This is a genomic window from Paenibacillus sp. JT22N15, assembly GCF_059383755.1.
This window is the reverse complement of record NZ_JBXENV010000004.1, coordinates 441,307-453,760: the sequence shown is the minus strand read 5'-3', so window position 1 is coordinate 453,760 and position 12,454 is coordinate 441,307. Positions and strand designations below refer to the sequence as shown.

Annotated in this window: 11 protein-coding genes; 5 read left to right on the top strand and 6 right to left on the bottom strand. The window is 49.2% G+C overall.

The window, feature by feature from the left end:
* Nucleotides 1-92: 92 nt before the first annotated feature.
* Nucleotides 93-992 carry a LysR substrate-binding domain-containing protein gene (locus AC50X8_RS10510; RefSeq protein WP_056040893.1) on the top strand — a complete coding sequence of 300 codons (900 nt, stop codon included), beginning with the start codon at nt 93-95 and terminating at the stop codon, nt 990-992.
* Between the two features lie 13 nt (nt 993-1,005).
* Here the strand turns inward: AC50X8_RS10510 and AC50X8_RS10505 are convergent, their stop codons facing one another.
* Entirely contained in the window at nt 1,006-1,821 is an 816-nt protein-coding gene (locus AC50X8_RS10505; protein ID WP_056040894.1) for an alpha/beta fold hydrolase, read from the bottom strand.
* A gap of 108 nt (nt 1,822-1,929) precedes the next feature.
* On the opposite strand from AC50X8_RS10505, the gene AC50X8_RS10500 reads away from it, so the two are divergent.
* Nucleotides 1,930-2,871: a helix-turn-helix transcriptional regulator gene (locus AC50X8_RS10500; RefSeq protein ID WP_056040895.1), complete on the top strand. Its 942-nt coding sequence runs from the start codon at nt 1,930-1,932 to the stop codon at nt 2,869-2,871.
* Between the two features lie 47 nt (nt 2,872-2,918).
* Here the strand turns inward: AC50X8_RS10500 and AC50X8_RS10495 are convergent, their stop codons facing one another.
* Nucleotides 2,919-3,908 (bottom strand): aldo/keto reductase family protein, encoded by a 990-nt coding sequence (locus AC50X8_RS10495; RefSeq protein WP_494879689.1) that lies wholly within the window; start codon nt 3,906-3,908, stop codon nt 2,919-2,921.
* A gap of 215 nt (nt 3,909-4,123) precedes the next feature.
* Here AC50X8_RS10495 and AC50X8_RS10490 point away from each other — a divergent pair, with 215 nt between their 5' ends.
* Nucleotides 4,124-6,874, top strand: coding sequence for a winged helix-turn-helix domain-containing protein (locus AC50X8_RS10490; RefSeq protein WP_494879688.1), 2,751 nt, complete (start codon nt 4,124-4,126; stop codon nt 6,872-6,874).
* Nucleotides 6,875-7,038: 164 nt separating this feature from the next.
* On the opposite strand, the gene AC50X8_RS10485 is transcribed toward AC50X8_RS10490, so the two are convergent.
* From AC50X8_RS10485 to AC50X8_RS10470, 4 genes are read right to left on the bottom strand one after another with little or no spacing between them, the layout of a single operon-like run.
* Nucleotides 7,039-7,578, bottom strand: a complete 540-nt coding sequence (locus AC50X8_RS10485; protein ID WP_056040898.1) for an SDR family oxidoreductase — start codon at nt 7,576-7,578, stop codon at nt 7,039-7,041.
* A gap of 57 nt (nt 7,579-7,635) precedes the next feature.
* Nucleotides 7,636-8,217, bottom strand: a complete 582-nt coding sequence (locus AC50X8_RS10480; RefSeq protein WP_494879687.1) for a Crp/Fnr family transcriptional regulator — start codon at nt 8,215-8,217, stop codon at nt 7,636-7,638.
* Nucleotides 8,218-8,271: 54 nt separating this feature from the next.
* Nucleotides 8,272-9,084, bottom strand: coding sequence for an NAD(P)H-binding protein (locus AC50X8_RS10475; RefSeq protein WP_494879686.1), 813 nt, complete (start codon nt 9,082-9,084; stop codon nt 8,272-8,274).
* Between the two features lie 57 nt (nt 9,085-9,141).
* Nucleotides 9,142-9,588, bottom strand: coding sequence for a MarR family winged helix-turn-helix transcriptional regulator (locus tag AC50X8_RS10470; RefSeq protein ID WP_494879685.1), 447 nt, complete (start codon nt 9,586-9,588; stop codon nt 9,142-9,144).
* 236 nt (nt 9,589-9,824) lie between these two features.
* Here AC50X8_RS10470 and AC50X8_RS10465 point away from each other — a divergent pair, with 236 nt between their 5' ends.
* Entirely contained in the window at nt 9,825-10,736 is a 912-nt protein-coding gene (locus tag AC50X8_RS10465) for an NAD(P)-dependent alcohol dehydrogenase (RefSeq protein WP_056041449.1), read from the top strand.
* A gap of 84 nt (nt 10,737-10,820) precedes the next feature.
* Nucleotides 10,821-12,434 carry an AraC family transcriptional regulator gene (locus tag AC50X8_RS10460; RefSeq protein WP_494879684.1) on the top strand — a complete coding sequence of 538 codons (1,614 nt, stop codon included), beginning with the start codon at nt 10,821-10,823 and terminating at the stop codon, nt 12,432-12,434.
* Nucleotides 12,435-12,454 lie beyond the last annotated feature (20 nt).

Below are 12,454 nucleotides of genomic sequence, written 5' to 3'. Positions count from 1 at the left end.
ATGGATACAGTTTTTTCGGGATTCGCATTGGGCCAGAAATGTCCTTATACTTATAGGTTAATAGATGAGTTAGAGCAGGGGAGGGAAAGCCAGTGGATATTCGTAAGCTGCAATACTTTATTGCTGTGGCGGAGGAGCTTCATTTCAGCCGTGCCGCACAAAAGTTGAATATGACGCAGCCGCCCCTAAGCCAGCAAATGAAGGAGCTGGAAGAGGAAATTGGCGTAAAGCTGCTGGAACGCGACAAGAGGCAAGTTCGGCTTACGCCAGCGGGAGCCGTTTTTTTAGAGGAATCCAAAATGATATTAGCCCAATTGGAGCAATCCATTAAAACGACTCAGTTAACCAGCCAAGGCATTATCGGACAACTGGTCATTGGCTTTGTGGATTCAGCGGCAGGTGAGAGCTTGGTACATATTTTGAAAGCGTTCAGGAACCAATATCCGAGAATCAAGCTTACTTTATGCGAAATGACGTCTGCTGAGCAATGGTTGGCACTGCGTGACGGAACGATTCATATCGGGTTTCTGCGTTTTATCGAACCGGCTCAGCATATTAGCTATCGTACGCTAGCAAGCGAGTCGCTTGTTGCCGTATTGCCTGAAGAGCATCCATTAGCGAAGCTTACGGAAATTTCTATCCATGATTTAGAATCAGAGCCGTTTATATTGTTTCCGCGAAAGCTCGGCGCCTCTTTTCATGATCTCATTACAGGCTTTTGTGCGAAGCACGGCATTTATCCAAACGTCGTACAGGAAGCGACCCAGATGTATACAATCGTCAATTTGGTGGCTGCGAATTTAGGCGTTTCTATCGTTCCGTCTTCTGTAGCTGTCTTTCAGCGCAGCGGCGTCGTCTATCGTCCTTTTAAAGAAAGTGTCCCGCCAGTTCCCCTCTATACCGCTTGGAGAACCGACGTGAACAAGGCTGCCTTATCGGCCTTTCATCGGACAATGGAAGAAGTGGCCCCGATAGAAACGGAATCCATGTAAGTGGAGCATAAGCTTAGAACACTTTGGCTAGGAACTCGCTGACTACTTGATAAAAACGATGCGGATCATCCGAATGGACACCGTGGCCACATTTTTCAAAAACTTCAAGTGTTGTATTTGGTCTTCGAGATACCATCAGTTCGGCTTGGTCTGCGTTTAATACGAAGCTTTTTTTGCCATGAATAAGCAAAATAGGACAACGGGAGGCTAGCCAGTCGTCCCACCAAGCCCCATTTAAGTTTTGCTGAGAAATGAGCATTCCTTTTAAATCGCAGCGGAATCCCCAACCTCTTTCATCCTCAAACACACTTTCTGAGAAGTAATCAATTGCCTTAATGCCGGCAAGCTCAAGTGATCTTCTCAGTTCCTGCAGGGATGAGGAGCGCGTGGGAAGTGTCTCGGCAAAGGACAAGTCGGCGTTAATTTCGACACCGATGTCCTCGACAATAACAGCATGGACAAGCTCGGGGTAGCGTGCGGCAAACTGATAAGCGTTAACTCCGCCTAAGGAATGGCCCAATAGGGTGACCGGTTGTCCGCCTAGCTCTATGCGAATCAGGTTCAAAATATCCTCCAAATAGCTTTCCCTTGAATAATCCTTATCCTGAGGATGCTCACTCCAGCCATGTCCACGTTGGTCTAAACCAATAACTCGCCAATCCGTGCATTTGGACGCCAGCTCCGAATAGGTTCTAGCATCATTCATATGCCCATGCAAGGTGAGCAGTATATGGCGGCTCTCTCCGCCAAAGTCGAGATAAGAGAGCGTATGATTGCCCGATTTGAAATATTTTCTTGCCGCCGTATCCTTGTCCTGAAAATGTTGCATGCTATATCCTCCTCGTATTCTTTTGGATAGCAGTCCACTTGATTTCATATCAACGATAACAGATAATAGTGACAACTATTGTCATAATTAAATAATCGGAGTGTTAGGATGTCTAAATCCAAAAGACTTATGGAATTAATGATGGCTGTCAATCACAAACGCAAGTTTACCGTAAAGGAGCTTGCTCAAGAGTTTGGCGTCTCGCAAAGAACGATATTAAGAGATTTGCAGGAATTGAGCGAATTAGGGGTGCCGTTATATTCGGAGGTGGGGCCTCATGGCGGCTACCGTGTGCTGAAGGAAAGAATTTTGCCGCCGATTGCCTTCTCCGAGGAGGAAGCCGTCGCTATCTTTTTCTCCATTCATGCCCTTCGCCACTATTCATCGCTTCCATTTGAAGCTGATGCTTCTTCGGCATTGCGAAAATTTTATCATTATATGGCGCAGGATACCCGGGACCGCATTGATCAAATGAAGAGCCGCGTTGATTTTGTATCTCCTGCGAGGCAGGCCCAATCCCCGTATTTATCGATTCTGCTGGATGCAGCTATCCAGCAGCAAGTGCTGCTCATTGATTACGAGTCCTCGGAAAAACGAACAAGCCGCGAGGTACAGCCGATTGGCATCTATACAAGGAACGGTTTATGGTACTGCCTCGCCTATTGCTTCCAGAGCGATGACTTCCGTTTGTTTCGCTGTGACCGAATGGTTGCTGTGGCTGCTTCAACAGCAGAACCGCGGGATTTTAGGCATGTTCACCTTGAAAATAGACAAGCGAAGGGCGTAATAGAGCAGGATGCTGTGGCACTTTATGCCGAACTTACGAAAGAGGGGGTGCAGATGTGCGAGGGAGAGCCTTGGCCGGAACCCAAGCTTCATATTCGAAGCGATGGAACCGGCTGGCTCGAGGGCAGTATCCCGAGAGGTGACCTGCTGTTTTTTGCAAAGTTTTTCATCAGCTTGGGACATGTTGTGACGATTAAAAATTCGCCAGAGCTGTTGGATTGTATAAAAAGAACCTTATCTGAGCTGATGGCCAAATATGATTAAAATGAGCTTTCCTAGTTCAACTTATATAGCCAGTAACCAGAACAAGTTCAACCGGTTTTTGAAGGGTCGCGCTCAATTAGCCCCTCTAGTATCACATCGATTTGCTTGAGCAAATCAGGAGCAAGTCGAATGCCTGCGGCTTTGACGTTTTCTTGAATTTGCCCAGGATTCGAAGCTCCAATAATTGCGGCCGATACTTGTGGATTTTGCAGCACCCAAGCGATGGCAAGCTGTGGCAATGTCAGTCCGGCTTCTTTTGCAGTAGTGGAGAGCTTGGATACCGCCTGCAAAACTTCAGTGCGCAGCCATTGGCCTGCTAATTTCTCGAAAAAGGGAGCACCCGCCGACGTCGCTGCACGCGACCCTTGCGGAAATGGCTTACCCAGCGAATATTTCCCCGTAAGAATGCCTTGGGCAAGAGGGGACCAGACGACCTGTCCGATGCCTTCCCGCTCGCTGGCTTGAACGACCTCCGCTTCAATCACGCGCCATAACATGGAATATTGGGGCTGGCTGGCCACCAATGGAACACGCAGCTCCCTGGCAAGTGCAGCACCTTTGCTAATCTGCTCGGCTGTCCACTCGCTGACGCCTACATATAACACTTTGCCTTGGCGCACCAAGTCCGAAAAAGCAAGAAAGGTTTCTTCGAGCGATACTTCCGGATCAAAGCGATGGGCATAATAGACATCGATGTAATCCGTCTGCAAGCGGTTTAGAGAAGCATGGCAAGCCTCCATTATATGTTTACGAGACAGACCTCTGTCGTTAGGGCCCGTTCCTGTTGGATGATACACTTTGGTGCACAGCTCGATGCTTTCTCGGCGAATGCCTTTCAGAGCTTGTCCGAGCACCGCTTCTGCCCTCGTCTCCGAATAAACATCCGCTGTGTCGAACGTCGTAATCCCCGCATCCCATGCAGCATGAACACAGGCGCTAGCCGTCTCATTATCTACTTGTGCCCCATGAGTAATCCAGTTCCCTAAAGCCAATTCACTTACGACTAGGCCGCTGGATCCTAATTTTCGATAGTTCATTGTTAAGCCTCCTTTACATCTTGCTGCAATCGTAGCAAACCTGCATAAATAGGTGAAATATGACTTTCCCTTTGTTTTGATTCGAAAAAAATATAACAGGAGCGTTGCGTTCCGGCAGGACCAGCTTACGGGCTTGGCACAGCAAACATCTATCATCTATTGGATTGACGATGCAGGAATGCGATTATTATAATTGAGCTATGATAACCCCAATATTGTCTACAAAACTATATATACCGGTGCCGCGCTCGAACGCTGTGCTGCGCCCCCGTCTAATTGAACGGTTGAATGAAGGCTTGCACCGCAAGCTGACGGTCATCTCGGCCTCTGCCGGTTTTGGCAAAACAACGCTCGCCAGCGATTGGATCAGAAGCTGCGGAAGGCCCGCGTGCTGGCTTTCACTGGATGAAGGGGACGACGATCCGCTCACTTTTATGCTTTATTTGCACGCTGCTTTGATGACGGTCGCGCCGAATTTTGGCGTTGGCCTGCTAAAGCTGCTCCAAGCTCCCCAGCCGCTGCCCATTGAAACGTTGGTCAAGGCGCTGCTGAGCGAAATCGCCTCGATTACTCACCCATTCCTGGTTGTACTTGATGATTTTCATAAATTAGAAAATAAGTCGATTTATCAAGCTATCACTCTTCTTCTTGAACACTTGCCGCCACCCATGCATCTTGTAATTGTCACCCGTGAGCTTCATCACTTGCCTGTGGCCCGCCTGCGTGTGCGGGACCAGCTAACCGAGGTGCGCGCTGCTGATTTGCGCTTTACGCTGCCCGAGGCAAGCGAATTTTTTGAACGGGTGATGGGTCTGAGCCTGACGACCGAACATATAGCCATGCTGGAGAATCGCACAGAAGGCTGGGTTGCAGGAATGCAGCTCGCCGGACTCTCCATGCAGGGGCAAGCGGATACGTCCAGCTTTATTCACTCATTTACGGGCAGCCACCCGTTTGTGCTGGATTATTTGGTTGAAGAAGTGCTGCAGCAGCAGCCTGCAGCCATTCATCATTTTTTATTGGGCACCTCCATGCTCGACCGTTTTTGTGGTCCGCTTTGCGATGCTGTGCTTCGCCCAGAAAACGGGGAATGGGGCTTATTATCCGAAACCAATCCCAAAGGCGATTACCAAGCAAATGGGCAAACGACTTTAGAATATTTGGAGCGTGCTAATCTGTTTATCGTCCCGCTGGATAATGAGCGGCGCTGGTACCGCTATCATCATCTGTTTGGCGATTTGCTGCGGCAGCGGCTTGCCCAGAAGCAGCAAGGGAGCTCATCTGTGGATGCGGTAGGCGAGGGCGTAAATGAATCGCATCGGCGTGCGAGCAAGTGGTATGAGCTAAATGGCTTTGTGCTGGAAGCCTTTCACCATGCAGCAGCCGCTCAGGACATTGAAGGTGCTGCCAGACTGCTGGAGGGAGATGGCGTCTCCCTTATTTTTCGAGGGATGGTCACTCCTGCGCTGAAATGGCTGGATTCGCTGCCGGAAAAGGAGTTTGTGGCACGTCCTTCCCTATTCGTGCTCTATGCTTCGGCGCTGCTGATGACGGGACAATTAAGCGGTGTTGAACAGAAGCTGCTAGCTGCTGAACAGCTTTTGCAAGCGGACGCCTGCCAAGATGCGAACACCCGTGATTGGATCGGTCATACAGCATCGATTCGCGCCACGCTTGCGGTGAGCAAGCACCAGCCAGACATGATTTTGGCTCATTCGCGGCGTGCGCTCGATTATTTGCATCCGGATAATCACTCTGTTCGCACAGCTACGACCTGGACGCTCGGCTATGCGTATCAGCTTCAGGGAGAATATGGCGCTGCGGGCAGGGCTTATGCTGAAGCGTTGGCCAGCAGCGAGCGGATTGGGCATGTCATCATTTCGTTTATGGCGGCGATTGGCCTTGCAAGCATTCAAGAAGCGGAAAATTTGCTTGATACGGCGGCAGGGACTTATCGTCACGCGCTTGAGTTGGCGGGAGAGCCGCCGCTGCCCGCAGCAGGCGTAGCCTATTTGGGCTTAGCCCGCATTTATTACCAATGGAATGAGCTGAATGCCGCTGAGCAGTATGCCCAAATAGCCCTTCCACTCACGCAGCAGCTGGAGCATACAGACCGTGCCATTGAGGCTGAGGTATTTCTTGTACGCCTGCTGCTGGCGAGAGGAGACGTCGGCGGTGCGGCTGCACTGCTGGCAAAGGCGGACCATGCAGCACGCCAGCAGCAGCATGCTTTGCAAATGCCGGCCATTGCAGAGGTGCAGGTGCTAGTGCTGCTTCGCCAAGGCAGCACCGAAGCGGCCGCCCAGCTTGCGGCAAAAAATGAGCTGGCGATCAGCGAGGCAAAGTGTGAATTAGCGCAAGGGAATCCAGCCGCTGCGCTTGCGATTTTAAAGCTGTGGCGGGAGCACGCGGAAGCGAAGGAGCTGCCGTATGAACGGCTCAAGGCAAGTGTGGCACAAGCCGCCGCTTGGTATGAACATGGCGATAAGGTCAAAGCCACAGCTATGTTGGCCGAAGCGCTGGTGCTTGCTGAGCCCGGCGGCTTCATTCGCGTTTTTGTCGATGAAGGGCTGCCCATTCGCAAGCTGCTGCGAGAGATCGTTGCCCGAGGAGCTGGCTCAAGCTATCGGAATCAGGTGCTCGCTGCATGTGAAGCCGAGGAGAAAATAGGCAAGCTAAGTCACGCAAGCCCATTAGGCCAAAATGGTCCAGAAGGTCCAGAAGGCAAAGACCGGCTGAAGCCACGGCTGAAACACGCCTCTGAGCCGCTTATTGAGCCATTAACTGGAAGAGAGCTGGAGGTGCTGCAGTTGATTGAGCAAGGGCTCTCGAACCGTCAGATTAGCGAACGGCTATTTCTCGCCCTAAGCTCAGTCAAAGGCCATAACCGCAACATATTCGACAAGCTGCAGGTCAAGCGGCGAACTGAAGCGGTAGCACGCGCCCGCGAGTTAGGAATATTTTAATGAAAAATAAAATCGTGTGGGGTAATGCCGCTAAAGCAGCTAACTATTTTTCAATATGCGCTCGGCAAGCGACGGGAACCAGCGCTGGATAGTCTTTAGCCATTTCACTTTGCCAATCGGCACCTCCAAGCGGTTATTTTGAAAATAATCCATAAATTGCGAAGCTAACTCATCTGGCGATATTTTGTTTTTCCCAGCTGATAGCGGAGGGATTTGGAAAATAGATGCAACCCCGCCTTCGTCGCGCAATAAACGGGAGCAGATTTTTTCGGAACGAGGCCTAAACCAGATGAAACGTTAACAATTGCGGCTTCATGCTGGCGGGCAAGCAGCGGCAGCAGCTTGGAGGCAAGAACAATAGGTGCGGTCAAATTGATCGCGATTTCTTCCTTTATTTGCTTAGAAGCAGGCTGCGCCTCCAATAAGGAATAGTTATATTGTATTCCGGCATTGTTAATAACAACGTCCAGCTCTGGATGGTTATTGTACAGCTGCGCCACAAGCGCATTTAGCTGTTCTTCGACCTCAATATGACAAGCATAGGTAGTGATGCTCGCATAGGTTGCTTTCATTTCTAGCAATTTGCGCTCATCCCTGCCGGCAACGATGACGTGATTATTATGCCGGATGAATTGCTCAGCTAAAGCTAGCCCAATGCCTGAGGCCCCGCCGGTAATGAGAATGGTATGCCCGGATCGCTTCAAAAAAATCTCCCCTTTCTTTCCTCAACTGTAGAGCAAGGAGGGGAGCTTTTCATTAACCTAGGTTAATTTTCGGCGAATTCGGCTTAGGGCGACAGGGGTAATTCCCAGATAGGAGGCCACATGATACTGCGGAACATGCTTGGCTTCTAACGCGTATTGCTCAAGAAAAATGCGGTATCTTGCTTCAGCGGACAGAAAAAGCAGCTCGCGCTCGCGCCTTTCTTTTTTTACATATAACTGCTCGATTAAAGCTCGCCCCAGCCGTTCCCAACAAATATGACGGTCATACAACGATTGAAAATCCTTATACGGAATAATCATTAATTCGCTATCCATCAACGCCTGTATGGAAAAATAAGCAGGGACGTTCTCCAGCAAAGAGCTGTAAGCCGCGATAAAATCATTTTTAGCGCAAAAGCTTTTATTGAACTCCACTCCGTCAGGCGTTGTATAGTACAATCGAAACAATCCGCTGACGCATATACCGATGCAGTCTGCCTGTTCTCCTTCTCGAATAAAATGGCTGTTTTTTGCAATGGATTTGTGCACGGCTAACCGCTTGAAGGCTTGCTCTTCCTCTTCAGGAATAGGCGAAATTTGTTGCAGCTTGGTAAATATAGCTTCCCACCTATGCGTCATAAAGAAATGGCTCCTTACTAAAATGGAATGATTGTATACAGCGATCATATAAAGCTATAAAGAGATAAATGGTTTTATGCTTTCTTTTAATGAGGTGGACGGACGACCGATTAGCTGCTCCAAATCATTGGAGGTGGATGAAGCATCGATTTTGCGGAGAAAGCCGTATATCCAATTTTGAATGGTGGCGTCTTCTTGCAAGGAAATAGGCTTGCGGGCAAGCTCGGCCATCGCAGCAGTCAAATCGCTGAACGACCATGGGCTGGATGCCGTAAGCTCGTAGGTTTTGTTCAAATGGCCGGGTTCAGCAAGAACGGCCGCAGCGGCTAGAGCAATATCTTGCCGAGGAATGGAATTAAACAGCCAATCTCCGGGAGGCACACGCAATTCTCCGCGTTCTATAGCCGTCTTTAAATCAAGGGTATCAATAAAATCGATATATAAGGCATTCCGTAAAAAAGTATAGGGGATACCCGTGGCTTGAATGGCATGCTCGGTAGCTAAATGCAAGTGAGGGAGCGGAATCGAGCCTTTTTCCGGAAAAGCAAAGCTGGTATAGAGCAGCTGCTCGACCTTTGATTTTTTGGCTGCTTCAATCACTTGGGTATGCTGGCGCATACGAATCGAATCATCAGGATGGGAGCTCGAAATGAATAGCAGCTTGGATGCGCCTGCGAAGGCGGATTCAAGAGAATCGGGGCGATCATAATCGCAGTAACGTACCGTAATCCCCAGCTCCTCATAGGGCCTGGCCGTTTCGCGAGATCGAACGCAAGCAATGATCTGGTTCATTGGAACTTTGTGGAGCAGTTGATTTAAAATGAGAGTCCCCAGCTTGCCGCTTGCTCCTGTTATGACGATTGACAAAAATACCACCCTCTCCTACAGAAAGTTAAGTCCTTAACTAAATGGGTAAAAAGAGCTTTAGCCCTTTTTCAACTTCGTTAATAAAGCTAAAAGCTGATGTAATTCATGCTCCTCCAGCGCTTGCATTTTTTCGGCAATTCCTTGTCGGTTCTCGGGCAAATATTGCAGCAGCAGGCTCTGCCCCTCATTGGTTATCGAGATGACGGATTTTCGGCCATCCTTGGGATGAGGCTCCCGGCGAATGTACCCATCACTCTCCATTGGTATGAGCAGCAGGCTGATATTCGATTTGGTGACGCCGATTTTGGCTGCAAGCTTGGAGGGAAGGATGGTGCCTCCTGCTTTCATGATTTCAACTAAAAGACGCATTCTGGCTCCATTAAGTCCTTTGGATTGCCAATATTTCTCCGATACCTCGACTAGCCTCGCCGTTGTTTCAACCATTGAAAAAAACACCGAATTATGAAGCGGCAAATCGAGTACATATTGCTGCAAGTCTTTCATAGTATCACCTTCAAGGAATATGGTTAAGTGCTTAACTAAATAAAACATACTATATCGAATGATAGATGTCAATAAAAGGGGAGTCAGGCTAAACCGATAAGGGAATCGTGTCGCCAGCGCCATTTTCAAAACCATACTTAAGTAGCTACTTGCTGTTCTTCCCTGCCTCTATACTTATGGCATATAAATGCACGCAGGAGGATATCTATATGAAACCGTTGAACGCAACGAAAACGATGAAAGCTGTATTTTGCACAAAGTATGGAGCACCGGAGGTTTTACAGGTCAAAGAAGTGAATAAGCCGGCTCCGCAGGACGATGAAATTTTAATCAAGGTGCATGCGACCTCTGTTACATCCGGGGATTGCCGAGTTCGCGGCTTTAAAAGTCCATTTTTATATCGGCTCCCCATGCGGCTCTTCCTCGGAATAACTAAACCAAGACAGCCGATTTTAGGCGTGGAGCTTACGGGAGAGGTTGAAGCGGTCGGCAAGGATGTCAAAAAATTCAACATAGGCGATTCCGTTTACGCGTTCACGGGCATGCGTTTTGGCGCCTACGCCGAATATGTCTGTCTCTCGGAAAAGGACCTGGTCACGCATAAGCCAGCCAATATTTCTTATGAAGAAGCCGCTGCTGTTCTATTCGGCGGAACGACGGCGCTGCATTTTTTTCGCAAGGGGCCTTTGCAAAGCGGCCAAAAGGTGCTGATTTATGGAGCTTCCGGGTCAGTAGGCGCTGCCGCAGTCCAGCTTGCCAAGCATTTTGGAGCAGACGTTACGGGCGTATGCAGCACCTCTAATGTGGAATGGGTAGGGGCACTCGGCGCAGATCATGTTATTGATTATACGCTGCATAATTTTGCGGAAACAGGCGAGCGTTACGATATCATCTTAGATGCGGTGGGCAAAACCACGAAAGCACATGCCCGCAAGGCGCTGGCGCCGAACGGGACATTTTTAACGGTGGAGGGACAGGGCGTCGCGAAGGTGTTTGTGGAGGATTTGCTGTTTCTGAAGGAGCTGATTGAGCGCGGCGAGCTCAAAGGCGTAATTGACCGAAGCTACCCGCTAGAGCAAATCGCCGAGGCGCATCGCTATGTGGATCAAGGGCATAAAAAAGGCAATGTGGTCATTGCCGTGCAGTAGGAGGAAGAACGCTAACTAAGCGCGGCAAAGCAGTTGTTTTACTTCCCTATTCCTTGTACATTGGTAAAAAGGAAGGGGAAGGCTATGGAAACGGAGCAGAATGTGCTATATGCGTTTAAATCGATTCAACAACTGGCTTGCAGTCCGAATCAGCCTGAGTACTTATTTCAAACCCATTTTCATTGGATGCTGATTGGCATGGCAGGGGCTGGAGCTGTGAGCATGGAGCATGGCCGAATGGAGCTGGCCTCGGGTACGGCTATTTTAGGCAGCCCAGGAGACTGCATATTGCAAACAGAAACCGAAAATGGAGAATGCCGGGTCTTTTTTATAGAATTTATGCCCTTATCTATTAGGATGCCAGCACAGGATGGCAGCTTAGCGGAAGCGGGGGCTATTTATTTGCATATGTACAATCACGCACCCAATGCAAGCGAGCTTATTGCACTGGCAGAGCAGCTATTTTCGACTGCAATCACACATCCTGAAGTGCCACAGCGCAGCTTAACGGCACATATGCTCATTCAGCAGATGATGCTTTGGTGGGTAAAGGATCATCAAGCGGGCCATGATGAGCGCTGGACAACCGAGCAGTCGGTTTTGGCCGCTTTGCGTTATATGGAGTCGCACTACACCGAAGCGCTGACGAGAGAACTATTAGCTGAAAAAGCTGGAATTTCCAGCACCTACTTCTCCGTATTATGCAAAAAGGTGTCGGGGCTCAGCCCTTCTGATTTATTGGAACGGCTTCGCGTGCATCGTGTATCGGAGCTGCTGCTGCAGGAGCACGGGCATAAAAGCAAGCTTGATGAATTGGCGCATCGATCCGGTTTTCGTGATGCCTGGTATATGAGCAAGCGATTTCGCAAGGTGCAAGGGATGAGCCCTACGATGTATAAGCAAGCTTTTGTACCTGAGCGTATCGCCTCCCTTGAGTATCCGTATACCTACCATTTTATTGCCCTTGGGGTAGTGCCAAGCATCGCCCGCTTCAGCAGCAGCAGCCATGAGGTTATCCCGTTAGACGTTCGTGCTAAGGTGACGGAGCTTCCCATGCTTGCCTCTATGGAAAGCCAAAAAAAATGGCTGGAAATAAGCAAGCCCCAGCTTATTGTAACGAGCAGCATGGAGAGCGTTCAGGAGAGATTTCGCTCGCTGGCGCCAGTTGTTCATATCCCTTGGCTAAGTTTGAGCTGGCGTGAGCATTTGAAATGGATTGCACGCCTAGTTGCAAAGGAAGCCGAAGCGATACGTTATATCGAAGTGTTGGATCAGCAGGCAAAAAGGCTGCGGGAGAAGCTGCAAGACAGGATTGCTCCCAATGCGACGGTCAGCCTATTCAAAATCGAAAATAACCGCTGCTACTTATATGGCATAAGGGATGCCGGATGCATTTTTTATGAATTTCTCGGCCTGCTGCCGCATCCGGTTATACAGCAGCGTTTGGCCCAAGATCCTAACTTTCATAGCATGGAAATTTCAATGCGCCAAATGGCTGATTTTGCTGGCGATATCAATTTTATTATTTTGGTGCCCGATGTGGGCGAGCAAAATGATTTGCTGCGAATGAATGAGCATTGGCGGCAGTTTGAGCTGAAAAATGAGAGACCGGTTATTTATTTGGATTACCGCGAGTGGCTGCACTATGATCCCGTTCATATCGCTAATCAACTTACGAAAGTGATGCCATTGTTTTAATGAGCAGCATAGCTCGTTAA

Coding starts and splice junctions, on each gene's coding strand:
- AC50X8_RS10505 (WP_056040894.1), bottom strand. CDS start 1,821: ATGCAACATTTTCAGGACAAGGATACGGCGGCAAGAAAATATTTCAAA.
- AC50X8_RS10470 (WP_494879685.1), bottom strand. CDS start 9,588: ATGAAAGACTTGCAGCAATATGTACTCGATTTGCCGCTTCATAATTCG.
- AC50X8_RS10500 (WP_056040895.1), top strand. CDS start 1,930: ATGTCTAAATCCAAAAGACTTATGGAATTAATGATGGCTGTCAATCAC.
- AC50X8_RS10465 (WP_056041449.1), top strand. CDS start 9,825: ATGAAAGCTGTATTTTGCACAAAGTATGGAGCACCGGAGGTTTTACAG.
- AC50X8_RS10460 (WP_494879684.1), top strand. CDS start 10,821: ATGGAAACGGAGCAGAATGTGCTATATGCGTTTAAATCGATTCAACAA.
- AC50X8_RS10495 (WP_494879689.1), bottom strand. CDS start 3,908: ATGAACTATCGAAAATTAGGATCCAGCGGCCTAGTCGTAAGTGAATTG.
- AC50X8_RS10480 (WP_494879687.1), bottom strand. CDS start 8,217: ATGACGCATAGGTGGGAAGCTATATTTACCAAGCTGCAACAAATTTCG.